Consider the following 24,167-nt stretch of genomic DNA (forward strand, 5'->3'; position numbering starts at 1 on the left):
ACGAAAGGTTGATAAAAGGTAAAGAGTTTGCGTGTGCTTAGCTGATGCGGCTCCCGTTAGGCGCGCAACTTACCGCACCGCCTCAATTGGCCCGTCTGCGCTGCCTGCGATAAACTGTGTCAGATAAGGGTCGCCACTGGCGTCCATATCGGCCACGGGACCGGTCCATTGGATCACGCCGCCGTGCAGCATCGCGACATTGTCGGCAATGGCGCGCACAGAGCTCATGTCGTGGGTGATGGTCATGGCCGTGGCCCCCATTTCCACCACAATTTCGCGGATCAAATCATTGATCACGCCCGACATAATCGGGTCCAGCCCGGTGGTGGGCTCGTCAAAGAAGATGATGTCTGGTTGCGCGGCAATCGCGCGGGCTAGGCCCACACGTTTCTGCATCCCGCCGGACAGTTCAGAGGGATAAAGATCGGCCACATCCGGGGTCAGCCCCACACGGCGCAGCTTTTCAATGGCAATCTCACGCGCCTCCGCCTTGGGGCGCTTCAGGCTGCCACGCAGCAGGCGAAACGCCACATTCTGCCAGACCGTCATACTGTCAAACAGCGCGCCGCCCTGAAACAGCATGCCAAACTGCGCCAGAAACGCATCGCGATCCCCTTGGGTCGCGTTTTTGCCATCTACCGAGATCTGCCCGCTGTCCGGTGTCACCAGCCCAAGCACGGATTTCAGCATCACCGATTTCCCGGTGCCAGAGCCCCCAATAATCACCATGGAGCTGCCCTTGGCGATCTCAAGGTTCACCCCGCGCAGCACCTGTTTGGGGCCAAAGCTCTTATGCACATTGTCAAAACGGATCATGTCGAGAAAAACAGTCCTGTCAGTACGAAGTTCGCAGCAAGGATCAGCACGGCTGCTGCCTGTACTGAGCTTTTGGTGGCTTGGCCCACGCCTTGTGCGCCGCGCCCCGAGTTCATGCCATAGTAACAGCCCATCACCGCCGCAATCACGCCAAAGGCACAGCCTTTCACGAGGCTCGAAACAATGTCGTTCAGATGCAGGAAGTCCACGGTGTTGCGCACGTAATTGGCCGGGTTGAAGCCAAGGTTTTCTGTCGCCACCAGAAAGCCGCCGTAGATTCCGATGATGTCGCCAATCCCCACCAGCACAGGCACCACAATGGCGGCGGCCAGCACGCGCGGTGCGGTCAGATACTTCATCGGATGGGTAGAAAGGGTCACCAGCGCGTCGATCTGTTCGGTCACCTTCATGGTGGCGATTTCAGCGGCAATGGAGCTTGTCACACGTGCCGCCACCATCAGCCCCACCAGCACCGGCCCCAATTCGCGCACCATGCCAATCGCCACAATTTGCGGCACCACGCTTTCCACGGAAAACCGCGAAGAGCCATCATAAATCTGCAAGGCCAGTGCGCCGCCGGTGAACACGGCAGTCAGGCCAACCACGGGCAGGCTCAGCCAGCCGATGTTAAAAAGCGCGCTCAGAAACTCGCGGCCGTAAAACGGCGGGCGAAAAATGTGACTCAACGCGCCCCACAGAAATAGCGCCAGATCGCCGATCACCGTGAGGATGGCCAACGTGTTGCGCCCAATGGCGTTGAACGGTTTCAACAAAACGCTCATGAGGATTTGTACCGCCGCTGATAGCGTTGCCCCATTGAGGTGAGGATTTCATAGCCAATGGTGCCCGCCGCATGTGCCAGGGTGTCCACCGACTGATGTTGCCCCAAGAGTTCGACCTCGCTTGGCTCCGTGGTCACATCGGTCACGTCAATGCCGATCATGTCCATAGAGATGCGGCCAATCAGAGGGCAATGCGCCTCATCCGCGAATACATCAACTTTCTCGCCCATCGCGCGAATGATGCCGTCGGCATAGCCTGCTGCGATGGTGGCGACGCGGCTGTCACGCTGGGCGATCCAGGTGTTGGAATAGCCAACACTTTCGCCCGCGGCCACATCACGCACCTGAATAACCGGGATGCGCAGGCTGACCACCGGAGCGGCGTCCACAAACGGCATGCCACCATAAAGCCCAACACCGGGGCGGGTCAGATCAAAGTGATAATCCTCACCCAGCAGGATCCCGCCAGTCGCTGCCAGCGAGCGTGGCACCTCAATGCCGTCGGTCATCTCCTTGAACGCCGCCAGCTGGCGTGGGTTCATCGGGTGTTCCGGATCATCGGCACAGGCCAGATGGGACATCAAAAGCGTCGGCCCACGTTGCAGCACCAGCTCCCGCACCGCGTCCCATTCAGGCGCTTCCAGTCCCAGCCGGTTCATGCCGGTGTCCAGCTGTACCCCAAAGGGATGCGCCGGCAGCGCTTCCACATGACGCACGATCTGATCCACCGAGTTCAGCATTGGGGTCAATCCCATATCGCTGATCATATCGGTGTCGCCGCGCATGTGCCCGCTAAAGACATTGATCTCCGGATCTGGTCCAATAGCCTGTCTTAAGGCCGCGCCTTCCTCGGCGGCGGCGACAAAGAAACGGGACACGCCCGCGCGCATCAATGCACGCGCCACACGATCCGCACCCAAACCATATCCATCTGCCTTTACAACGGCAGCGGTCTCCGCGCCTGAGCGCGCATCCAGCGCCCGCCAATTGTGCAGCAGGGCGTCCAGATCAATTGTCAAAGTTGCAGTAGCCATGACCGCGTTTGTTGACGCCTCACCGCACAAGGTCAAGGGCTAAGACGCGGCGAATTTTGGCATGCAGGTCTCAGTTTCGCTGTTGCGCAACGTCCGCTGCATAAACGATCTCGATTTGGCGGCTTTCTGAAAGTGACACCTACGCAATACCGTAGGGATACCGACGCGATACCGACGTCCCGTTTTGGCTCTGGGACGCCGTTTACCTTTTGATTCGTCATCCACGCCAAAGCGCGGCTTAATAAGCGTCCTCGCCGCCCTGTTGCCAGGGCTGCACAAGGTTGCCAAAGCGGGTGAACCGCCCCTCAAAGCTCAGTTCCACGGTGCCAATCGGGCCGTGACGCTGCTTGCCAAGGATCACCTCTGCTTTGGCGTGCAAGCGCTCCATACGCTCCTGCCAGGCCGCCATCTCATCCAGACGGTCATCCGAAGGCTTTTCACGCTCCACATAGTATTCCTCACGGAACACGAACATCACCACATCGGCGTCCTGCTCAATCGAGCCCGATTCCCGCAAGTCACTGAGTTGTGGGCGTTTATCGTCGCGGCTCTCCACAGTACGGGAGAGCTGAGACAGCGCAATCACCGGGATATTGAGCTCCTTGGCGATGGCTTTCATCCCCATGGAAATCTCGGCGATTTCCTGCACCCGGTTATCTGCTGTGCCCCGGCAAAGCTGCAGATAGTCGATGATCAACAGATCAAGCCCGTGGGTCCGTTTCAAGCGTCGCGCCCGCGCCGCCAGCTGCGCAATTGGCAGGGCAGGGGTGTCATCAATGAACAGCGGGCAGGCTTCAAGATCCTTTGCGGCCTGCACAAACCGGCGGAATTCTTCCTCGGTCATGTCACCCTTACGGATCTGTTCTGAGGGGATTTCAGCCGCCTCAGACAGGATCCGCGCAGCCAGCTGTTCTGCTGACATTTCAAGGCTGTAGAAGCCAACAACCCCGCCCTCAACAGCCCCTTCAGAGCCATCCGGCTTGATGCCTTTCTTATAGGCTTTGGCCACGTTGAATGCGACGTTGGTGGCCAGCGAGGTTTTCCCCATCGAAGGACGCCCCGCAAGGATCAGAAGGTCAGACGGGTGCAGGCCCCCGAGCTTCTTATCCAGATCAATCAGACCGGTGGAAATCCCGGCAAGACCACCTTCACGTTGATAGGCGGCGTTGGCCGTGTTCACAGCTTCTGTGACCGCCTTCAGAAAGCTCACAAACCCACGCTCAGAAGAGCCTTGTTCAGAGAGCTTATACAACGCCTGTTCGGCCTGAACGATCTGCTCTTTCGGCTCAAGCTTGATGTCCGCTTTTTTGGCCTTGGTGGCAATGTCATTGCCCAGCCCAATCAGCTCACGCCGCATCGCCAAATCATAGATGATTTGTGCGTAATCCCCTGCCGCAAAAGCAGAAATCGCCGCCCCAGCAAGGCGCACCAGATAGGCCGGACCGCCCAATTCCTTCAGCCCTTCGTCGTCTTCCAGAAAGGCTTTGAGCGTCACAGGAGACGCGAGATTGTTCTTTGCAATCCGCGCAGCCGCCACTTCGAAAATACGGGCATGCACCGGCTCATAGAAATGCTCGGAATTGATAACCGAAGCTACGCGGTCAAAGATGTCGTTATTGGTCAGGATCGCACCCAGAAGCTGCTGTTCAGCCTCAATGGAATGCGGCATTGGGTCTTCTTCTGGGGCCGCTTCCGCGCCCGGATTGATGCTCGATATTTCGTTCATGATTTCGCCCAATTGCCCCCTGTCGTCGGTTCTAACAACCGCGCCAAAACCGGGCAAATTGTATGTTTCTGTGGATCACCTGTGGATAACTGCAATACCCCTGATCTTGTCAAAAGATAGGGCCCTACGTCAACATATAGGGACAAAGCAGCGTTCTCACGCCCGCAAGTCAGGCGGACATGAGACAATTTTCGCCGATGATTTCAGCTTTAGCCCTTGCTGCGTGCCTCTTGCCATGCACGCGGATCTTTCAGGAAGGTTTCCACCTCCGCCAGCGTCTCCTCAGAGAAGGCGCCCTGCGCTTTGGCTTCTGCCAGCACATCCCACCAGGTGCAGAGATAGTGTAGCGCCACCCCGTGGTCGCCGAGGGTTTTCTCGGTTTCTGGGAAGATGTCGTAGTAGAAAATCACTGCCGTGTTGCCACAGCTCGCGCCGGTCTCGCGGATCGCATCCACAAAGGACAGCTTGGAGCCGCCATCGGTGGTTAGATCTTCCACCAACAGCACGTGCTCGCCTTCGCTCATCGCACCTTCGATGCGGGCGTTCTTGCCGTAACCCTTTGGTTTCTTGCGCACATAGGTCATTGGCAGCGCCATGCGCTCAGCCACCAGCGCGGCAAAAGGGATGCCCGCAGTTTCACCACCAGCAATGTTGTCAAACGCCTCAAATCCGGCTTCGCGCATCACCGTGACGGTCATGAAATCCATCAGCGTCGCACGGATGCGCGGGAAGGAGATCAGCTTGCGACAATCGATATAGCTTGGGGACGGCAGGCCAGAGGCCAGCGTGTAGGGCTCATCGGTGTTGAAGTTCACCGCGCCAATTTCCAACAGCATGCGAGCAGTCAGGCGAGCGATTTCTTCTTTCGGCGGGAAGGCGGTAGGGATCATCTCAATGTCCTTTGGCAGCAGTTATTGGTCGGCGACGTTCCAGAACACGTCAAAGCCCGGATCAAACACAGTGACGGGCCCGTCAGAGCATTCGATTTTCTCTGGAAAAACAGTGGCTTCGGCATTTTTGGTCAGCGTGAGATTGGCGTCATTCACAGGCAGCCCATAGAAGTTCGGGCCATTGCGGCTTGCGAATTTTTCCAGGTTCTCAAGCGCGTTTTCTTCTTCAAACACATGCGCGAGCAGCGCCATTGTATTGGTCGCGGTAAAGCAGCCCGCACAGCCACAGGCGTTTTCTTTCAGATCGTCGACATGCGGCGCACTGTCGGTGCCAAGGAAGAACCGCGCATCGCCCGACGTCGCCGCTGCGCGCAGCGCCAAGCGGTGCTCTTCGCGTTTGGCCACAGGCAGGCAGTAGTAATGCGGTTTGATTCCGCCCACGAGAATGTGGTTGCGGTTGATGATCAGGTGGTGCGTGGTGATTGTTGCGCCCAGATCGGTCGCATTGTCTTGCACATAGGCAACACCGTCCTTGGTTGTGATATGCTCCATGACAACGCGCAGACCCGGTGTGGCTTTGCGGATCGGATCCAGAACGCGGTCAATAAACACCGCCTCGCGATCAAAAATATCAATGTCGTGGTCTGTGACCTCGCCATGCACACAGAGCGGCAGGCCGATCTCGGCCATTTTTTCCAAAGCCGCGCGCACGTTTTTGAAGTTCGACACGCCGCTTGCGGAGTTCGTTGTCGCCCCAGCCGGATAAAGCTTCACGGCTTTGATCAACCCGCTAGCATGCGCTGCTGCGATATCGTCTGGGTCACTGTCCTCGGTGAGGTAAAGCGTCATCAGAGGGGCGAAATCCATACCCGCAGGCAGCGCCGCCATAATGCGGTCTTTATAGGCTGCAGCCTGCGCACCCGTCACCACAGGTGGCACCAAATTCGGCATGATGATCGCGCGGGCAAAATGGCGCGCAGTTTCAGGCAGAACGGCTTTCAGCATCGCGCCATCGCGCAAATGCAGGTGCCAGTCATCGGGGCGGGCAATCGTCAAGCTTTGGGTCATGCCTGCGCCTTACACAAAAGCTTTCCTGCTGGCTAGCCTTTGATGTGATTTGGCGCGTGTTTAGCCTGCAAGTCGGCCTTGTTCGGCCGCCCTTGCCAATCCATTGAGGTGGCGCAGGAACCGTGGAGCTTTCAAACGTCGCGCCACATTTGCGCAAAGCAGTGCGCTGACAAAAGGCCGCTGCTTCCGGCTCACCGCCTCAAGCAAGCTGTTGAGATAAGGTAGATGTCCACGTCGGGCGCGATACAGTTTGAAAAAGGCCGTCCTGCTGAGCGTTCCCGATCCGGCTTTTGCCAAAACCCTGTAGAGAATCTGCATCTCCAGCAGGTCTGTCTCAATGGACGTCCCAAGATGGGGCGTGGGCAACAAAATACTGTTTTCAAGCGCAAAAAGCGTGGCGTGCATGGCGTCCAGCGGGACCCGAGGATCATAGATCACAAAACAGCGATCCGCCGCTGCCGCTAGTTCAGGTGCAAAGCCATAGCGGCCATCAAACGACAGCCGTCGCGCTTTGGGAAATCTTTGATCCCATCCGGCGATGTGCGGTGCCAAACTGGCTTGCGGTTGCACGACAACAACCTGAGGATCCTCTGCCACAGAGGAAAACGCTGCGGCCGCGTATCCACCGGAGCCTGCGCCGTAAAACACAACTTCCTCAAAACGTTCAAAAAAACCTTCGTCGCGCAGTTTGTCAAAGTGATCCAACACTGCGTCATCTCGAAACCATGTGTCGCCATTGCTCAGCAGACACAGGTGGGACCAGCCAAGCTCTTTCACCAGTTCCCAGCCCAAAGGTTGACCGGTGTCCGCACGTTTTTGAATGCTTTCAACGGATTCAAAGGTCACGAGCAGGACAGGTTTGTCTTCGATTAGAATGGCACAATGGTCCTCGCCAAGGGCGCTGTACTGACCATGCTGAGTTGCAACTTGCTTGAGTTGGTTGCGCCAAGCCCGTTTGGACAGCCCGAGCATAGGCGTGTCAAACCCGTTGGGTGAATCCTGCATGTTGTTTCCTTTTGGCTCGGTTTGCCCGGCTTTATGGCATTGGTTTTGGCTCTTGTAGGACAGAATAGGAACTGTTTGCGGCAGAAATGTGGTGATGGTCGTGTTTCTACAACTTTTGTCCCAGCCGCCTGCGCTTGACGCGCGATCACCGGGAGTGCAGCCTGAGGCGAGTGTTCAAAAGCGCGCATTGTAAGGCGAGGGAAGATGCAAGCCATTGAAAGTATTGATGCCGTCCAGTCCATGCTTGCTGAAGAGGGCTATGTCTGCGGCCGCCCTCTTGCGACAGTGGTTTTTCTCGCCCTGCGGCTGGGACGCCCAATTTTCCTGGAAGGTGAAGCGGGGGTGGGTAAGACGGAGATCGCCAAAGCCCTGTCTGCTGCCCTAAGTCGCAATCTGATCCGGTTGCAGTGTTATGAGGGACTGGATGCTGCCAGTGCCGTGTATGAATGGAATTTCGCGGCGCAAATGGTTGCGATCCGCACGGCTGAGGCCAGTGGTGGCGCAGATCGAAGCGCTCTGCAGCAGGAGCTGTTCAGCGAAGACTACCTTGTTGAGCGGCCTTTGCTGAAAGCCATGCGCCCTGACCCTGCAGGGGCGCCGGTGCTCCTTATTGATGAGCTGGACCGGACGGACGAGCCTTTTGAAGCCTTTCTGCTGGAAGCATTGAGCGATTTTCAGGTGACCATACCAGAGCTTGGCACAATCAAAGCGGCTGAGCCCCCAATCGTTATTGTCACCTCCAACCGCACGCGTGAGGTGCATGACGCGCTCAAGCGTCGCTGCCTCTATCATTGGGTGGACTATCCCGATTTTGAGCGCGAAATGTCCATTTTGCAGGCCCGTGCACCCGAAGCCGCCGCCAGTTTGAGTCGCGAAGTCGTGGCTTTTGTGCAAAAGTTGCGCACTGAAGACCTGTTCAAAAAACCTGGTGTCGCTGAAACCATCGACTGGGCCAAATGTTTGCTGGCGCTCGATGTTTTGACGCTCAGCCCTCAGGTGATTGCAGATACGCTTGGCGCGGTGCTGAAATATCAGGATGATATCGCGAAGCTACAGCGGTCAGAGGCCAAGCGGCTTCTAGATGAAGTGCGCGCCTCGCTGGAACCGGCCTGATGTTTCCTCTTGCCTTAAATATCCCTGGGGGTGCGGGGGGCTGGCCCCCCGCCCGGCGCGATGCCTGAGTACCTCCCGCTCGACATTCCCGATGACCCCAAGCTGACGCAGAACATCACGTGGTTTGCACGGGCCCTGCGCAAAGCCGGTTTGCCGATTGGCCCGGGGAGATTGCTGGATGCGATTCAAGCTGTTGAGGCCGCAGGTTTCACCAGCAAACAGGATTTCTATTGGACGCTGCATGCGTGTTTCGTGTCGCATCCTGAGCACCGCACAACCTTCGCGCAGGTGTTCCGTCTCTATTGGCGAGACCCGCGATATCTTGAGCACATGATGTCCATGATGCTGCCTGCAGTGCGCGGCGTGCAAGAAGATCGCGCAGCGCAGGCAGGAGAGAAACGCGCAGCAGAGGCGCTGCTAGACGGGGCCAACGCTGAGCTGCCGGAGACGGAAACGCAGGAGGAAGAAGGCACACAGATCGAGATTGACGCCTCCATGACGATATCAACGGAGGAAAAGCTGCGCACGCTGGACTTTGAGCAGATGAGCACCGATGAGATTGCCCGAGCCAAACGCATGCTGGCGCGGCTGAAACTTCCTGTGCAGCCCATTCAATCTCGGCGCACCAAAGCGGATCCTCTCGGCTTGGGCGTGGATTGGCGCGCCACCATGCGCAAATCCATGCGGCAGGGCGGAGATCTCTCCGAAATCGCGCGAAAAAGCCGCCGCACGCGCTGGCCCAATCTCGTGGTGATCTGCGATATTTCCGGTTCCATGAGCCAGTACAGCCGCATGGTGCTGCATTTCCTGCACGCCGTGGCCAATCAAAAGGGCGCGGGATGGGCGCGGGTGCATGGTTTTACTTTCGGCACACGGCTGACCAATATCACACGCCATCTCGCAACCCGGGATGTGGACGCCGCATTGGCCGCCGCTGGTGCTGAGGCGCAAGACTGGGAAGGCGGCACGCGGATTGGCGAATGTCTGCATGCCTTTAACCGGGATTGGTCGCGCCGGGTTATGGGGCAGGGCGCTGTTGTATTGCTGATATCGGATGGTCTGGATCGCGGAGCGCCTGAGGATCTCAGCAAGGAAATGCAACGTCTTCATCTGTCTGCGCGGCGGCTTATCTGGCTCAATCCTCTGCTGCGCTGGGAGGGATTCGCTGCCAAAGCGCAAGGCATTCGCGCCATGCTGCCCCATGTGGACAGCTTTCGCGCCGGGCATTCAATTGCGTCTATTGAGGCCTTGGCGGAGGCTTTGTCTCGGCCGGATGACATTGGTGAGAAGGCGCGGCTCTTGCAGGGAATTCAATAGGCTGGCGTATCTGTGTGAAGTTGGGGAGAGGCCAATCGGTCTTGTGTTACGCAAAGGGCTCCCCCATGTTCAGCCAAGATGAGGGAGAGCAAAATGAGCCAACCACCCAAAGAAGCGCCTGAATTGGCGCTGGAATGGCATCGCGCGGGGCGCGGTGCAGCGATTGCAACGGTGGTGGAGACTTGGGGATCTGCGCCGCGGCGAGTGGGCGCTCAGATGGTGGCCTCTGGCGACGGGCAGATCGAAGGATCGGTCTCGGGCGGTTGTGTCGAAGGCGCGGTGATGGTCGAAGCGATGGACGCGCTCGACACGGGCAAGGGCACTTTGCTTGAATTCGGCGTGAGCGATGGCGATGCATTTGCCGTGGGTCTTGCCTGTGGCGGCACCATCAAGGTTCTTGTGGAACCCGTTGGCGCGGTCCTGCGTGAAAACGTGCTGTCAGAGCTTGTGGCCGCCCGAGCTGCGCGCGAACCGGTGGCCTATGTTTGCGATGCTGACACCGGAGGAGGGGTGCTGACCCGCGACGGTTATGAGGAACGCTTCCGCATGGACAGATCCGGCGTTGAGGAAGACGGGCGCTTTGTGGCCATCCACAATCCCCCTTTGCGAATGGCCGTTGTTGGCGCGGTCCACATCGCACAAGCACTGGTGCCCATGGCGCGTATCGCAGGATTTGATCCGCTGATCATCGACCCCCGCTCCGCCTTTGGTTCAGAAGCTCGTTTTCCGGGCGAAACGATCCTTGAAGACTGGCCAGATGAAGCCATGGAGCAAATCGGTCTCGACGCGCGTACCGCGCTTGTTCTGTTGACACATGATCCTAAGCTCGACGATCCGGCGTTGCACATCGCCTTGGGATCTAAGGCTTTCTATATCGGGGCGCTCGGGAGCACGCGCACCCATGCCAAACGGGTGGAGCGACTGACAGAGGCGGGATTTGAGGAGGCCCAGATCGCCCGTATTCACGGTCCGATTGGTCTGGACATCGGAGCAGCCAGCCCGGCAGAGATTGCGGTTTCAATCATGGGGGAGCTTCTCCGCGTGTTGAGGAAGGGCGCATGAAATTTGGCTCTGTTTCACTTTCCGAAGCGGAAGGGGCCATTCTTGCCCATTCGCTGGTTTTGTCAGAGGCGGACGCAGGCACAAGACCCGTACGCATTCCTAAGGGGACCTGTCTGGCCAAGGAGCACTTGCAAGATCTTGCCAGATCAGGGATTGAGGCTGTCACCGTCGCTCGTCTTGAACGCGGTGACATCGGAGAAGATGACGCCGCGAAGAAGCTCGCAGCTGTTTTGCTGGAAGGCGGCGCGGCGGATGGTTTCTATGCAAAAGGAGCGGGGGCTGGTCGCGTAAACCTGTATGCATCAGGCTGTGGCCTCGTTCGGATCAATGCAGAGGTGGTCAACCTCATCAATCGTGTGGATCCCATGATCACCCTGGCGACAGTCCCTGATCGCCACAGGGTGGATGCCGATGGGATGGTCGCGACCATAAAAATCATCTCCTACGCCGTGCCAGAAAACTCTTTGAACGCCGCATGCGAAGCCGCCGAGGGCGCGTTCTCGTTGCGTAGGCCCCAGTTCAAGACCGCCACATTGATCGAAACAACCATTGGCGGTGACGTTTTGTCAGACAAAGGGCGTAGATCTATGGCCGGGCGGGTCGAGCGGATGGGGATGGCCCTTACCCCGCGCACGCTTGTTGCGCATGAGGTGGATGCCTTGGCTTCCGCTATTGAGGCCGCTTCGGGAGATTTGATCTTCGTACTGACGGCCTCGGCCACTTCAGACACGCTTGATGTTGCGCCGCAAGCGTTGCGGGCAGCGGATGGTGTTGTTGAGAGGTTTGGCATGCCAGTTGACCCCGGCAACTTATTGTTTTTGGGGCAGTTTCGCAACAAACCTGTGATCGGGCTTCCTGGGTGCGCGCGATCGCCAGCTTTAAACGGTGCGGACTGGGTGCTGGAACGCGTGATATGCGGTGAAACAGTGACCCACGATGATATCGCAGCGATGGCCGTGGGGGGATTGCTCAAAGAGATACCCATCCGCCCAATGCCACGAGAAAAGGGTGTATGAGGCGCGCGACAGCGTTTTGAAAGCGACTGTTTACGACCAAGGTCTTAGCGCTTTTTCCTGATCCCGCGAAAAATCGGGTTCTCAATCGTCAAGCAGACTGCTTTACTCTTATTCAATGACAAAGCCACTTATCGGGAGGAGCCAATGTCGCATGTCAACATGACTGTGAACGGCAAGCAAATGTCCGGAGACGCCGAAGGACGCACATTGCTCAGTCAATTTTTACGAGAAACACTCGGCCTAACAGGAACCCACGTCGGATGTGACACCAGCCAGTGTGGTGCGTGTGTTGTGCACGTTGATGGCGTCGCGGTGAAGTCTTGCACGATGTTGGCCATGGAGGCGGACGGGGCAGATATTTCGACAATCGAAGGTCAGGCCGCAGAGGACGGTACGCTGAACGCACTGCAGCAGGCGTTTCAAGATCACCATGGTTTGCAATGCGGTTTCTGTACCCCTGGCATGATTATGTCTGCAGCAGACCTTCTGAAGAACAACCCGACGCCGACGGAGGCAGAAGTTCGCCATCACCTGGAGGGCAACATCTGCCGCTGCACCGGCTACCACAACATCGTTAAGGCGATCATGGCAGCCAGCGGCCAAGACGTGAGCAGCATCGCTGCTGAGTAAAACTGTTCGCCGCGCAGGAGGAGGCGTGGCGAACGTGTTTGAGATCACGGACCGGGCGTAGAGCGCCGTCAATCGCGCGCCACCCCGGTTGATAGGGAGGAAAGACATGCCAAAAGATCATGGCATCGGCGCCAGCCCCAAGCGGCGCGAAGACGTAAGGTTCCTGAGTGGAACAGGAAACTACACAGATGACATCAACGTAAATGGGCAAGCCTATGTGCATTTCTTGCGCTCCGATGTCGCGCATGGCCGGATCAAATCGATAAATACGGATGCGGCTTCCGCCATGCCCGGTGTTTTGAAGATTTTCACCGGCGCGGATTTTGAAGGCGTGGGTGGCATTCCTTGTGGGTGGCAGGTGACCGACCGTCACGGCGAGCCAATGCAGGAGCCCGCGCACCCGGTGCTCGCGCAGGACAAAGTGCGCTATGTGGGCGATCAGATCGCTGCTGTGGTTGCCGAAACCCTTGAGCAGGCACGCGATGCAGCAGAGGCCATCGAGGTGGATCTGGAAGAGCTGCCAGCCGTTGTGGATATGAAAGCCGCCTTGGCGGATGGGGCCACCAAAGTCCACGACGATTTGACCTCCAATCTTTGCTATGACTGGGGATTTGTTGAGGAAAACAAACCTGCTGTGGATGCAGCCTTTGAGGCGGCGGCTCATGTAACCACCTTGGAGCTGCGCAACAACCGGCTTGTTGCTAACCCGATGGAACCACGCGTTGCGATTGGTGATTTCAATCGTGGTACCGGTGACAGCACGCTTTACACCACAAGTCAGAACCCCCATGTGATCCGCCTTTTGATGGGGGCCTTTGTGTTGGGCATTCCTGAGCATAAACTGCGTGTGGTTGCGCCAGACGTCGGTGGCGGGTTTGGGACCAAGATCTTCCACTATGCCGAGGAAGCGTTCTGCACTTTCGCAGCCAAAGCACTGAACCGCGCCGTGAAATGGACTTCAACCCGGTCTGAAGCCTTCATTTCAGACGCACATGGCCGTGACCACGTGACCAAGATCGAGCTCGCGCTGGATGCGGATAACAACTTCACCGCCATTCGCACCGATACCCATGCAAACATGGGAGCCTATCTCAGCACCTTTGCGCCGTCGGTGCCGACCTGGCTGCACGGCACGTTGATGGCGGGCAACTACAAAACGCCGCTGATTTATGTGAACGTCAAAGCGGTCTTCACCAACACGGTGCCTGTTGACGCTTATCGCGGCGCGGGTCGCCCGGAAGCGACCTACCAGCTGGAACGGGTGATCGACAAAGCCGCGCGTGAACTGGGGGTGGATCCAATTGCACTGCGCCGTCAGAACTTCATCACGGAGTTCCCCTATGCCACGCCGGTGGCAGTGGAATATGACACAGGTGATTATCACGGCACCATGGATGCGCTTGAGAAGATCGCTGATTTTTCAGGTTTTGAAGCGCGCCGCAAGGAAAGCGAAGCGCGTGGTAAGCTGCGTGGCCTTGGCGTGAATTGCTACATTGAGGCTTGCGGCATCGCGCCGTCCAATCTGGTTGGTCAGCTTGGCGCGCGTGCAGGTCTTTATGAAAGCGCAACGGTCCGCGTGAATGCGACAGGTGGTCTGGTTGTCATGACGGGCAGCCACAGCCACGGGCAGGGGCATGAGACCTCTTTCCCGCAGGTGATTGCCGAAATGATTGGCATCGACGAAAGCATGGTCGAAATCGAGCATGGCGATACCGACAAAGCGCCAATGGGCATGGGCACCTATGGCTCACGCTCACTTGCTGTTGGTGGCTCTGCTATGGTCCGCGCGACGGAGAAGATCATCGCAAAAACCAAAAAGATTGCCGCACACCTGCTTGAAGCTGCTGAAGCGGACATCGAGTTGAAGGACGGCACATTCTCTGTCGCGGGGACGGACAAATCCGTGGCCTGGGGCGATGTGACATTGGCCGCTTACGTGCCTCATAACTACCCGTTGGAGGACATCGAGCCGGGCTTGGAAGAGACGGCGTTCTACGATCCGGCAAACTTCACTTATCCTTCGGGCGCTTATGCATGTGAGGTTGAGGTGGATCCTGAGACTGGGAAAGTCACCATTGAAGCGTTTTCTGCCGCGGATGACTTTGGCAATGTTGTGAATCCGATGATCGTTGATGGTCAGGTCCATGGCGGGATCGGTCAGGGTATCGGTCAGGCGCTGTTGGAAAACGCCGCCTATGATGAAAACGGTCAGCTGCTGAGTGCGTCTTACATGGACTACGCGATGCCGCGCGCCAGCGACGTACCTTACTACAATGTTGACCATTCCAGCCAAACTCCATGTACGCACAACCCACTGGGTGTGAAAGGCTGTGGAGAGGCCGGTGCGATCGGTTCGCCTCCCGCAGTTGTCAACGCCGTGGTTGACGCGCTGCAATCCGGGGGCCACAAAGTTGACCACGTAGATATGCCCGTTTCGCCATCGCGCGTCTGGGCGGCGATGAACGCCTAAGGAGGAGACATCATGTATAATTTTGACTTTGAGAAGCCCTCCACAATCGCGGATGCGGTGGCAGCGCTTGGGGATGATGAAGCTCAGGCGCTTGGTGGTGGACAGACCTTGATTCCCACGTTGAAGCAGCGTTTGGCGAGCCCCAGCAAACTGGTGAGCCTAAAGGGCATTGGTGAAATGCAGGGGATCTGTATCGCCGATGATAGGGCTGTTTGTATTGGCGGTGCCAGCAGTCACGCAGATGTGGCTGGCAGTTCGGATGTTTTTGCCGGGCTTGCGGGTCTGGCCGGTGGTATCGGTGATCCGGCGGTGCGCGCGCGTGGCACCATTGGCGGCTCCCTGGCCAACAATGATCCGGCAGCCTGCTATCCAGCGGCGGCATTGGGCTGTGGTGCAACGATCATCACAAACAGTCGTGAAATCGCCGCAGACGACTACTTCGAGGGCATGTTTGCGACCGCACTTGAGGAAGGTGAAATTGTCACCGAGGTGCGTTTCCCGGTGCCTGAAGCGTCCAACTATCAGAAGTTTGAGCAACCCGCCTCCCGCTTTGCGCTGGTGGGCGTGTTTGTTGCCAAATACGCCGATGGCGTTCGTGTTGCAGTGACCGGCGCGTCTGAGGAAGGCGTGTTCCGTTGGGCCGAGGCAGAGGCAGCGCTTTCCGCCAACTTCTCTGCTGAGGCTATTGCGGATCTGAAACTGGGTTCCGATGGTATGATCGCTGATTTGCATGGCACCTCAGAATATCGCGCGCATCTTGTTGGTGTTCTCACTCGGCGTGCGGTAGCAGCGGCTGCCTAATGCGTCACATATTTTGAAGACCGAGAAGGCGGCTGTGCGATCAGCCGCCTTTTACTTTTGGCGGGTGACGTATGTTTATTGAAATTTGGGGTAGTTTTCGGCGGCTCCCGTTCTGGGTGCAGGTCTGGATGTCTGCGCTGCTGGTCCCGATCAACCTTGCGCCGCTTCTGTTTATTGGCGCTTACCCTTCAGCGAAATGGATCGCCCTGCTCTCCGTTATGGGGATGCTGGCAAACGTGCCCATCCTGATAATTGAGCGTGGATTTTCTGCGGCTTTGTCTTTTGCGCATTTGATTTTCTGGCTGCCGCTCGTCTCGATTTTGTTCACGCGTCCGCCGTTCCTAGGCGGCGTAACCGGCGTCTATGAGAACTTTCTTGTGGCCCTATTGATTGTAAACACCATTTCCTTGGTCTTTGACATCAGAGAAGCAATCAAATGGCTGCGCGGTGGGCGTGATATTGCATGAGGCAATAAAAAAGCCCCGGCCGATGGCAGGGGCTTGAACATTGGTATGACTTTGTCCGGTTTACTTGGACAGTGGGCCGATCATCATGATCATCTGGCGGCCTTCCATCTTGGGCATGTTTTCCACTTTGCCCAGTTCTTTGATGTCTTCAGCCACACGCTCCAGAAGCTCGCGACCAAGATTCTGGTGGGCCATCTCACGGCCACGGAAGCGCAGGGTGACTTTGACCTTGTCACCATTTTCCAGGAACTTCACGACATTGCGCATCTTGACGTCATAGTCGTGTGTGTCCGTGTTCGGGCGGAACTTCACCTCTTTGACCTCAATGGTCTTTTGCTTTTTGCGGGCCTCGGATTCGCGTTTCTGCTGTTCGTATTTGAACTTGCCGAAATCCATGATTTTGCAAACCGGAGGCGTTGCATTTGGGGAAATCTCAACGAGGTCCAGACCAGCTTCTTCGGCCATTGTCATGGCCTTGGCCGGGTGCACAACACCGACGTTTTCGCCGTCTGCGCCAATCAGGCGGATTTCGGGTGCGCGGATGCGCCCGTTGATACGAGGTCCAGTGTCACGCTGAGGCGGTGCGTTATGAGGTCTGCGGGCTATCGTTTTGTTCCTTCGATGGTGAATGCCTATCAGCGGCTAATTTATTCGCGGTTGCGCGGCGATACAACAGCGGAATCAACGTCTGTGATGCAAATACTGAAGCTTTCCCCCTTGAGAAAGAGCGGTTCAATCTCAAGATGTGCTTCAAAGGCAGCTGCCCGGTTCGGTGGCGTTTGCCAATTGGAGTGGGTTAATGAGAAACTTGCTGTGGAGTTTGGTCGCTTTGGTTGCCGCAATTGCTACACATTTGTTGTGGGAAAGCGATGTCGAACCGGTTCCCTTTCCCGCCCCACATACGAGTCTGTTGACTTCGAAAGACGAGGTCGACGCGAAGGCACTCACTGCAACACAGTCAGTTTCAAGCGCGGCAGCGCAGAAGGCGGCACTTGACGCCCTGTTCACGCCGCAGGGCTTTGACTTGCAGCGTGTGCTTGAGTTGATTGACAGCGCTGACATTGGCGAACGACAAAAAGCAGCGCTCAAACTCACTTTAGAAGGTTCTATGAATAATCCCGAGTTTCTGCCTTTGGCGCTTGAAAATGCCAAGGATGTACTCGGATACTAAGAAATGACGCCCTCGAACAACGAAGGCGTCACGGTAGTGTTGGCTTTCAGTGATTAGTCGAGAAACGCTTTTTCGACCACATACTGCGCAGGTTTTGAGTTTGCGCCTTCTTCCAAGCCTGCATCTTCTAACAGCTCTTTGAGCTCTAAGTTGAATGCCAGGTTGCCGCAAATCATGGCACGATCGCTTTCTGGATTGAGGGGCTCGATGTCCAAGTCTTCAAACAGCTCACCTGAGCGGATCAGATCTGTGATCCGGCCCATCTTGGGGCTCTCTTCACGAGTCGTCGTTGGGTAATACCGAATCTTCTTATGGAAGTCTTCGCCCATCAGCTCCGCAAGCATTTCGTCATTACGGATGCTTTCGATGAGGTCGCGCCCGTAGGTCAGCTCACCAACTTCGCGGCATGTGTGGGTGATGATGACTTCATCGTAGTCTTCGTAGGTTTGCGGCTCGCGCAGCAGCGACGCAAACGGGGCGAACCCTGTTCCGGTCGCAAAGAACCAGATGCGTTTGCCCGGCAGTAGAGCATCATGCACCAGCGTGCCCACTGGTTTGGGGCGCAGGATGATTTCGTCACCCGGTTTGATATGCTGCAATTTGGAGGTCAGCGGACCATCCTGCACTTTGATTGAGTAAAACTCCATCTCTTCATCCCATGCAGGGGATGCGATCGAATAAGCGCGCAGCAGCGGTTTTTGCTTGCCGGTTTTTGGATCAGGATCGCCCATCAAGCCAATCATGACAAATTCGCCCGAGCGAAAACGCAGCGACGCTGGACGCGTACAGCGGAAGGAGAACAGGCGATCGGTGTAGTGCTTCACCTCAGTTACGCTTTGCGCATCAGGCAATGTGGGCACTTTTACGGATTTTTCTTCGGTCACAGGCGTTTGCTCAGTCATATAAAAACAGGCGGGATTGCCACGCCTCCTCATCTATCATGTCTATTGGGGTTTTGAAGCTCTATCGGAGATATGGCTTTGACATAACGCAAAGCCATATCTCATTTTTGCGATGTGTGTCAGCCACGCATACGCGCTTGGTAGTCGTTTGCTTGCCAGTTCGCACGAAACTTCCATTCGCTCTCTGGCTGGCGTGCGGCCAATTCGTCTGAGATTTCGACCTCATCAAAGCCACAGCGCCGCGCCATGGCATATTGGTCTGAGATCACGTGGCCCTTTGCGCGCAGACGACCAGTGTACCCTGCAAGCCGCAATTGGCGCGCGATTGTAAAGCCGCGGCCATCGGCGAAGCTGGGAAAGTCTACGCGGATCATCTTTACACCCGACAGCTGTGCGATGAGCACGGCCGGATCCGTATCAGATGTCACATCCAGCGAAGCCACGTCATTTGCTGCCTCATCCAACGCAGCAAAGCCGAGGGTCCAGTCGTCGGTGCCAAAGCCATTGTCGGTCACGATCACAGTCATGTTTTCTCTCCGGTTCGCACAATTTTGCCGTCGACAAAATGAATGCCACATTCTTCTTTGTTCTGACCACGCCAACGGCCAGAGCGTGGGTCTTCGCCTTCTGCCACAGGTGATGTGCATGGTGCACAGCCGATAGACGGATAACCTTTGGCCACCAGTGGATGGCGCGGCAGGCGGTTTTCTTCCATATAGGCGCGTACATCTTCTGGAGCCCAGTGAGCCAGAGGGTTCACCTTTATGCGGCCTGTGAAGTCTTCGATTTCAAAAAACTCCAATGCGGCGCGTGTGCCAGATTGGAAGCGCTTGCGTCCCGTAATCCAGCCGTCGTAGCCGCGCAGGGCCTTCTGCAGCGGGCGTGTTTTGCGCACAGAACAGCATGCGTCCGTGTCCTGCTGGTGCAGTGTGCCAGTAGGGTCTTCTGCAGCCAAAGTGGCGTCGCTTGCGCGGATCACTTGCACATTTTCCAGACGCAGCTGCTCGGCCAAATCCTGTTGATAGACAATCGTTTCCGCAAAGAGCATTTCCGTGTCCACGAATAGCACGGGAATTTTGCGGTCCACGATTGCCGCCATGTGCAGCAGGACGGCGGATTCTGCCCCAAAAGAGGACACCATAGCCAGTTTCCCAGCTTGGGGGTCCTGCAATGCCGCTTCCATCACCGCCGTTGCAGAATGGTGGCGATACCGCGCGTTTAGCGCATCTACCTTTGCCTGCAGCGGATCCACGCGCTCCGGCCCCGGGGCTTGCCCGGTGGTCAGAGGCGAGGTCAGTGGCGTTAGGCCGTTATGCTGCATTCGCCTGCGCCTCTGGGTAGAGATGGGCCTTGAACGGTGCCAGCCCCAAACGGCGGTACGCTTCCAAGAAGGTTTCTTCCGGGCCTTCACGCAGTTCCAGATAGCCTTTTACGAGACGTTCGATCGCCGGAACGATTTCATCATAGGCAAAACCGGGGCCTGCGCGTTCACCAATTGCTGCGGTCCATGTCGCATCACCACCAAGCGTGATCTGGTAGTTTTCTACCCCTGCACGGTCGAGGCCGAGGATGCCGATGTGACCAACGTGATGGTGACCACAGGCGTTGATGCAGCCTGAGATTTTGATCTGCAGGTGGCCGATGTCGTGCTCAAGCTTCAGCTCTTCAAAGCGGGTCGCGATTTGCTGAGCCACTGGGATTGAGCGTGCAGTCGCCAGCGCACAGTAATCCATGCCGGGGCACGCGATGATGTCGCTCACCAGACCGATGTTTGCAGTGTGCAAATCTGCTTCGCGCAGCGCGGCATATACCGCTGGCAGATCCGACTTATGCACATGCGGAAGGATCACGTTTTGCTCATGGCTGATGCGCAGCTCGTCGTGGCCATAGTCGCGCGCGATCTGAGCCAAAGCACGCATTTGCTCGGCCGTAGCATCCCCAGGAGTCTGGCCCTGCTTCTTGATGGACACAGTCACAATTGTGTAGCCGGGAGCGCGGTGTTCTGTGAGGTTTGTATCCACCCAGCTGCGGAACAATGGGTTTGAATTGTATGTGTTTTCGAACTCTGTCACAGGCGCATTGCGGAACGCAGGCGGCGCGAAATGCGCTTTGATTTCAGAAAGCAGTTCCTGATCGACGCCAGAGAAAGTTGGTTGCACTGATTCAAACCGTTCTTCGACCTTGGCGCGGAACTCTTCCAGACCGGTTTCATGAACGGTGATTTTGATCCGTGCTTTGTACTTGTTGTCGCGGCGGCCGATCTGGTTCCAAACCGAAACCGTTGCCTCAATGTAGGGCAGAAGATCCTCGCGAGGCAGGAACTCATTGAGGACCTTCCCAACCATGGGTGTACGGCCCAAACCGCCACCAACGAGAACTTGGTAGCCCGTTTCACCTGCGTCATTTTTGACGACGCGCACGGCCAGATCGTGGGCTTTGAGAACGGCACGATCCGCTTCGCCTGCGCTGACCGCGATCTTGAATTTGCGGCCCATGAACTGGAATTCCGGGTGGTCTGTGGACCACTGGCGGATCAGTTCTGCGATCGGACGCGGATCTTCGATCTCGTCAGCCGCCGCGCCGGCGAAATGGTCCGCGGTTACGTTGCGGATGGTGTTGCCGGAGGTCTGGATCGCGTGCATTCCGACTTCACCCAAGGCATCCAGCATATCTGGAACATCCTTTAGTTTCGGCCAGTTATACTGGATATTCTGACGCGTGGTGAAGTGGCCATAGCCTTTGTCCCACTTCTCAGCGAGGAGCGCGAGCGTGTCCATCTGCGCAGAATTCAGAGTGCCATAAGGGATGGCGACGCGCAGCATGTAGGCATGCAGTTGGAGATAAAGACCGTTCATCAAGCGCAGAGGCTTGAATTCATCTTCGGTCAGGTTGCCGGCGATGCGGCGTTCTACCTGTGCACGGAACTGACGATTGCGCTCTGCCAGGAAGGCTTTGTCAAAGTCGTTGTATTGATACATGGGTGGACCTTTAGCGTTGGGGCGTAGGTTGAGTTGATCGCTGGGATCACTTTACCTAGTTCGCGGCGTCTGCCTGTTTGCCGTGGAAGTAGTTAGAGGGGCCGGTACGGCGGAATTCTTCGCGAAAATGCGTGGGTTCTGGGCCGGTTTCACCCGCCACAGCATCCGCCAGATACGCGCCAACAACCTCGCTAACTTGTTGAGAAGCCTCAACAAGTCTCAGCTGTGCGTGGGCTTCATCAATTAGTAACTCTGCTTCTGTCAAATCACGTGACCAATTGTCTTCTGCTGTGAAGTAGATCACGTCGCCCTCTAGCAAAGCGTTGGCGGTGATGACTTTGGGTGTGAATGCGCGGGGCATTTGTCCGACTCCGGTGTTTGACTTTGATCCATATATAGGAAATATTCCCCATCAACCGCCAGATACTGGCGAAAATAGAAACGTGCGTTTCGGTGTCAGCTGGAAACTGCGCCGATGTTCCAAATACTAGGGGGAAACGGAATGGCGTTGCGCATTGACGACATGGATAAGAAAATTCTTGGGGAGTTGCAACGGGACGCTGCGCAATCTCTTGATGAAATTGCGAAACGGGTTGGGTCCTCCAAGACACCTGTGTGGAACCGCATCCGTAAACTGCGCGAAGCGGGGGTGATCCGGCAGCAAACTGTGTTGCTGGACGCAGAAGCCCTTGGTTTTGATGCCTGTTTCTTTGTTCTTATCCGCACCAGTGAGCACGAGGCCGACTGGCAGGCAAAGTTTCTCAAAGCTTTGCGGGAACGCCCGGAAGTTCTGGAGGCGCACCGGCTGGCCGGGGACATAGACTATATACTGAAAGTGCAGGTTCAAAACGCGCGCGCCTATGACACCTTTTATCAAGCTTTGATTTCAGAGGTGAAGGTTCACAACGTTACCGCTTTGTTATCTATGGAAGAAATCAAATCCACCAGTATGTTACCGCTCTGAGGGGTAAGATTTGGCCGGATTTGGCGACCGGCTTGTATTTTACATCGGTATTGCGTCGGTATCGCGACTGTATTGCGGAGGTGGATTTTCACCGTTTTGCCCCCTAAGCCTGCGCGCGCAGCGTTAAAACTTGCGCGCACAAAAACGGGCGAAGCTGCGGTTCAGGGGCGCATCAAAAGCCAGACCATTGCGCCAATAAACGCGAAGGTGGTGAGATTGAGAATGGTGTTTTGAAGATCACCGATCAGCATCTGACATCTCCTCTCGCAATCCGCGGACCAGACACACACAAAGCAGCACGCAGACAAAGACAAATGGCAGCGCCCCAATCGCGATCAGCTTTTTGATCGCATCGATCGACCCGGACAGGATCATGGCCGCGCCAAGCAGACCCAGCAGAAGTCCCCAGATCAGGCGCACGCGGGGGCTGGGATTTGGATCGCCCCCTGTGGAGAATGTGCCGAGCACAAACGCGGCGCTGACCACACTGGTGACGATGAACAGGAAAGCCGCCAGAATGGTCGCAAGCGTTGTCAGTGTTGTCAGCGGCAGGCGCTCTAGCAAAGCGAAGGTCACGCGCTCTACGTTGGTTTGGGTCATTTCCAAAAGAGCGCCATTGCCCCGCAATGCGTCAAACAGGCCAATGCCCCCAAAGGCGCCAAACCAGATCACTGAAAACACAGTTGGCCCTATGAGAACCCCCAAGACAAATTCACGTATGGTGCGGCCTTTGGAAATGCGTGCGATAAAGACGCCGACAAACGGACCCCATGCGATCCACCAGACCATATAGGTGAGCGTCCAGTCGTGAAATTGGGTTTCCACTTCGCTGCCAAAAAAGGTGAGGGTTTGAAACCCACGCGGGATTGCCGCGAAAATATAGGTTCCAAATCCATTCAGTATGGAATTGAGCAGAAACTCTGTGGGGCCGAGCACGACGGTATAGAACACCAGAAAAATTGCGATGATCATAGCTGTGTTGGACAGCCGGGCCATTCCGGTTCCGAGATCGACCAACAGCGGCGGAACATAGGCCGCGACCATCACCGTGAATACGGCTGCCAATAGCCATGGTTCGGCGCGACTGCCGTCGCGCATCACATCAATACCATCCGCAACCTGAAACACCCCCATCGCGATGGAGCCGCCGACGCCAATTGCAATCGCGACAATCGCCATGAAATCAGACAGCCAGCCCACGAGCCTGGCCCATCGTTCCTGTGGAAACAGTGTTTCGATGGGTGCGCTGACCAGCATGGGCGTGCCGCGCCGAAACGTGAAATAGGCGATTGTCAGTGCGGTGGTGCCATAGATCGCCCACGCGTGAATGCCCCAGTGAAAGTTTGTTGCCAGCAGAGCTTCTTGTGCTGCGTGCGGTGGCTGTGTGTATTTGCTGACAAATGCAAAATGCGTGAGCGGTTCTGCCACGGCCCAAAACAGCAAGCCGACTCCCATTCCTGCTGCGAACAGCATGGCGATCCAAGACGGTGTCGAAAATTCGGGCCGGTCGTCATCCGCACCAAGGCGGATGTTGCCGTATTTTGAGAAAGCCAGCCAAAGGCACAGAAGCAACATGCCGGATACGGAGAGCATGACAAACCAGCCTCGGCTGTCAAAATACTGTTCCACGACTTTGGCGGCCAGTTGCACGAGGCTGTCAGCATCCAGAATGCCCCAGGCACCAATCGCGGTGATGAGTGCGCCAGAAGTGGCCAATGTGATCTGCGCGCGGTTCATTTCAGGTGCCTTGCCACGGAAATGCGGCGCAGGACTTTGAGCGGAACAGGGCGCATTGGGTTGGTGCGTTTATTGTTCTTCAATCGTGTCAGGCCAGTTGATAAACATATGCGGTGGTTGATTGCATGATCGAGCATGTCAAACCCGTTGAAGTCAACGGCTGTGTCTATTTTGCAGCTTGGCAGATTGTCTGTTTCGCCGTGCGGCCTCTCAAACGG

General features: G+C 56.7%; 24 protein-coding genes. 10 read left to right on the forward strand and 14 right to left on the reverse strand.

Features of this window, described 5'->3' with window-relative positions; translation table 11 throughout:
• Positions 1 to 69: 69 nt before the first annotated feature.
• The 7 genes from PJL69_RS14095 to PJL69_RS14125 all read right to left on the reverse strand — a co-directional run bounded on the left by PJL69_RS14095 (position 70) and on the right by PJL69_RS14125 (position 7,321).
• The gene (locus PJL69_RS14095; RefSeq protein ID WP_209100106.1) at positions 70 to 816 is read right to left on the reverse strand and encodes an ABC transporter ATP-binding protein; all 747 of its coding nucleotides are present in this window, start codon (positions 814 to 816) and stop codon (positions 70 to 72) included.
• A complete protein-coding gene (locus PJL69_RS14100; RefSeq protein WP_271310221.1) occupies positions 813 to 1,598 on the reverse strand; it encodes an MlaE family ABC transporter permease in 786 nt (261 codons plus the stop codon). The genes PJL69_RS14095 and PJL69_RS14100 overlap by 4 nt, the downstream gene beginning before the upstream one ends.
• Entirely contained in the window at positions 1,595 to 2,632 is a 1,038-nt protein-coding gene (gene alr, locus PJL69_RS14105) for an alanine racemase (RefSeq protein ID WP_271310222.1), read from the reverse strand. The genes PJL69_RS14100 and alr overlap by 4 nt, the downstream gene beginning before the upstream one ends.
• Before the next feature lie 238 nt (positions 2,633 to 2,870).
• Positions 2,871 to 4,358: a replicative DNA helicase gene (locus tag PJL69_RS14110; protein ID WP_271310223.1), complete on the reverse strand. Its 1,488-nt coding sequence runs from the start codon at positions 4,356 to 4,358 to the stop codon at positions 2,871 to 2,873.
• A gap of 209 nt (positions 4,359 to 4,567) precedes the next feature.
• Entirely contained in the window at positions 4,568 to 5,248 is a 681-nt protein-coding gene (locus PJL69_RS14115; protein WP_271310224.1) for an orotate phosphoribosyltransferase, read from the reverse strand.
• Positions 5,249 to 5,269: 21 nt separating this feature from the next.
• The gene (gene pyrC / locus PJL69_RS14120; protein WP_271310225.1) at positions 5,270 to 6,316 is read right to left on the reverse strand and encodes a dihydroorotase; all 1,047 of its coding nucleotides are present in this window, start codon (positions 6,314 to 6,316) and stop codon (positions 5,270 to 5,272) included.
• Positions 6,317 to 6,376: 60 nt separating this feature from the next.
• The gene (locus PJL69_RS14125) at positions 6,377 to 7,321 is read right to left on the reverse strand and encodes a phosphoadenosine phosphosulfate reductase (RefSeq protein WP_271310226.1); all 945 of its coding nucleotides are present in this window, start codon (positions 7,319 to 7,321) and stop codon (positions 6,377 to 6,379) included.
• 204 nt (positions 7,322 to 7,525) lie between these two features.
• On the opposite strand from PJL69_RS14125, the gene PJL69_RS14130 reads away from it, so the two are divergent.
• The 8 genes from PJL69_RS14130 to PJL69_RS14165 all read left to right on the forward strand — a co-directional run bounded on the left by PJL69_RS14130 (position 7,526) and on the right by PJL69_RS14165 (position 16,197).
• Positions 7,526 to 8,434 (forward strand): AAA family ATPase, encoded by a 909-nt coding sequence (locus PJL69_RS14130; RefSeq protein ID WP_271310227.1) that lies wholly within the window; start codon positions 7,526 to 7,528, stop codon positions 8,432 to 8,434.
• A gap of 60 nt (positions 8,435 to 8,494) precedes the next feature.
• Positions 8,495 to 9,751 (forward strand): vWA domain-containing protein, encoded by a 1,257-nt coding sequence (locus PJL69_RS14135; RefSeq protein ID WP_271310228.1) that lies wholly within the window; start codon positions 8,495 to 8,497, stop codon positions 9,749 to 9,751.
• A 93-nt stretch (positions 9,752 to 9,844) separates the two neighbouring features.
• A complete protein-coding gene (locus PJL69_RS14140; RefSeq protein ID WP_271310229.1) occupies positions 9,845 to 10,813 on the forward strand; it encodes an XdhC family protein in 969 nt (322 codons plus the stop codon).
• Complete coding sequence (locus PJL69_RS14145; RefSeq protein ID WP_271310230.1) at positions 10,810 to 11,829, forward strand: molybdopterin-binding protein; 1,020 nt, start codon at positions 10,810 to 10,812, stop codon at positions 11,827 to 11,829. Before PJL69_RS14140 ends, PJL69_RS14145 begins: the two co-directional genes overlap by 4 nt.
• A gap of 144 nt (positions 11,830 to 11,973) precedes the next feature.
• On the forward strand, positions 11,974 to 12,459 hold the full coding sequence (locus PJL69_RS14150; RefSeq protein ID WP_271310231.1) for a (2Fe-2S)-binding protein: 486 nt from the start codon (positions 11,974 to 11,976) through the stop codon (positions 12,457 to 12,459).
• A 106-nt stretch (positions 12,460 to 12,565) separates the two neighbouring features.
• Entirely contained in the window at positions 12,566 to 14,929 is a 2,364-nt protein-coding gene (locus PJL69_RS14155) for a xanthine dehydrogenase family protein molybdopterin-binding subunit (RefSeq protein ID WP_271310232.1), read from the forward strand.
• A gap of 12 nt (positions 14,930 to 14,941) precedes the next feature.
• Positions 14,942 to 15,730 (forward strand): FAD binding domain-containing protein, encoded by a 789-nt coding sequence (locus tag PJL69_RS14160; protein ID WP_271310233.1) that lies wholly within the window; start codon positions 14,942 to 14,944, stop codon positions 15,728 to 15,730.
• Between the two features lie 128 nt (positions 15,731 to 15,858).
• A complete protein-coding gene (locus PJL69_RS14165; protein WP_271310234.1) occupies positions 15,859 to 16,197 on the forward strand; it encodes a hypothetical protein in 339 nt (112 codons plus the stop codon).
• Between the two features lie 60 nt (positions 16,198 to 16,257).
• Here the strand turns inward: PJL69_RS14165 and infC are convergent, their stop codons facing one another.
• Positions 16,258 to 16,836, reverse strand: a complete 579-nt coding sequence (infC, locus tag PJL69_RS14170; protein WP_333781882.1) for a translation initiation factor IF-3 — start codon at positions 16,834 to 16,836, stop codon at positions 16,258 to 16,260.
• A gap of 160 nt (positions 16,837 to 16,996) precedes the next feature.
• Here infC and PJL69_RS14175 point away from each other — a divergent pair, with 160 nt between their 5' ends.
• Complete coding sequence (locus PJL69_RS14175; protein WP_271310235.1) at positions 16,997 to 17,368, forward strand: hypothetical protein; 372 nt, start codon at positions 16,997 to 16,999, stop codon at positions 17,366 to 17,368.
• A gap of 53 nt (positions 17,369 to 17,421) precedes the next feature.
• Here PJL69_RS14175 and PJL69_RS14180 read toward each other — a convergent pair whose 3' ends face one another.
• The 5 genes from PJL69_RS14180 to PJL69_RS14200 all read right to left on the reverse strand — a co-directional run bounded on the left by PJL69_RS14180 (position 17,422) and on the right by PJL69_RS14200 (position 21,609).
• Positions 17,422 to 18,270 (reverse strand): ferredoxin--NADP reductase, encoded by an 849-nt coding sequence (locus PJL69_RS14180; RefSeq protein ID WP_209100074.1) that lies wholly within the window; start codon positions 18,268 to 18,270, stop codon positions 17,422 to 17,424.
• A gap of 119 nt (positions 18,271 to 18,389) precedes the next feature.
• Positions 18,390 to 18,797 (reverse strand): DUF934 domain-containing protein, encoded by a 408-nt coding sequence (locus PJL69_RS14185; protein WP_209100072.1) that lies wholly within the window; start codon positions 18,795 to 18,797, stop codon positions 18,390 to 18,392.
• Complete coding sequence (locus PJL69_RS14190) at positions 18,794 to 19,591, reverse strand: phosphoadenylyl-sulfate reductase (protein WP_271310236.1); 798 nt, start codon at positions 19,589 to 19,591, stop codon at positions 18,794 to 18,796. The genes PJL69_RS14185 and PJL69_RS14190 overlap by 4 nt, the downstream gene beginning before the upstream one ends.
• Entirely contained in the window at positions 19,581 to 21,248 is a 1,668-nt protein-coding gene (locus PJL69_RS14195; protein ID WP_271310237.1) for a nitrite/sulfite reductase, read from the reverse strand. The genes PJL69_RS14190 and PJL69_RS14195 overlap by 11 nt, the downstream gene beginning before the upstream one ends.
• A 55-nt stretch (positions 21,249 to 21,303) precedes the next feature.
• Entirely contained in the window at positions 21,304 to 21,609 is a 306-nt protein-coding gene (locus PJL69_RS14200) for a DUF2849 domain-containing protein (RefSeq protein ID WP_271310238.1), read from the reverse strand.
• A 141-nt stretch (positions 21,610 to 21,750) separates the two neighbouring features.
• Between PJL69_RS14200 and PJL69_RS14205 the strand changes: the two genes are divergently transcribed.
• Positions 21,751 to 22,212, forward strand: a complete 462-nt coding sequence (locus tag PJL69_RS14205) for an Lrp/AsnC family transcriptional regulator (protein WP_209100066.1) — start codon at positions 21,751 to 21,753, stop codon at positions 22,210 to 22,212.
• Positions 22,213 to 22,449: 237 nt separating this feature from the next.
• Here the strand turns inward: PJL69_RS14205 and PJL69_RS14210 are convergent, their stop codons facing one another.
• The gene (locus PJL69_RS14210; RefSeq protein WP_271310239.1) at positions 22,450 to 23,949 is read right to left on the reverse strand and encodes a BCCT family transporter; all 1,500 of its coding nucleotides are present in this window, start codon (positions 23,947 to 23,949) and stop codon (positions 22,450 to 22,452) included.
• Positions 23,950 to 24,167: the final 218 nt, after the last annotated feature.

The sequence above is a fragment of the Shimia sp. MMG029 genome, from assembly GCF_027947445.1.
In the GTDB taxonomy this organism is placed as follows: domain Bacteria; phylum Pseudomonadota; class Alphaproteobacteria; order Rhodobacterales; family Rhodobacteraceae; genus Shimia.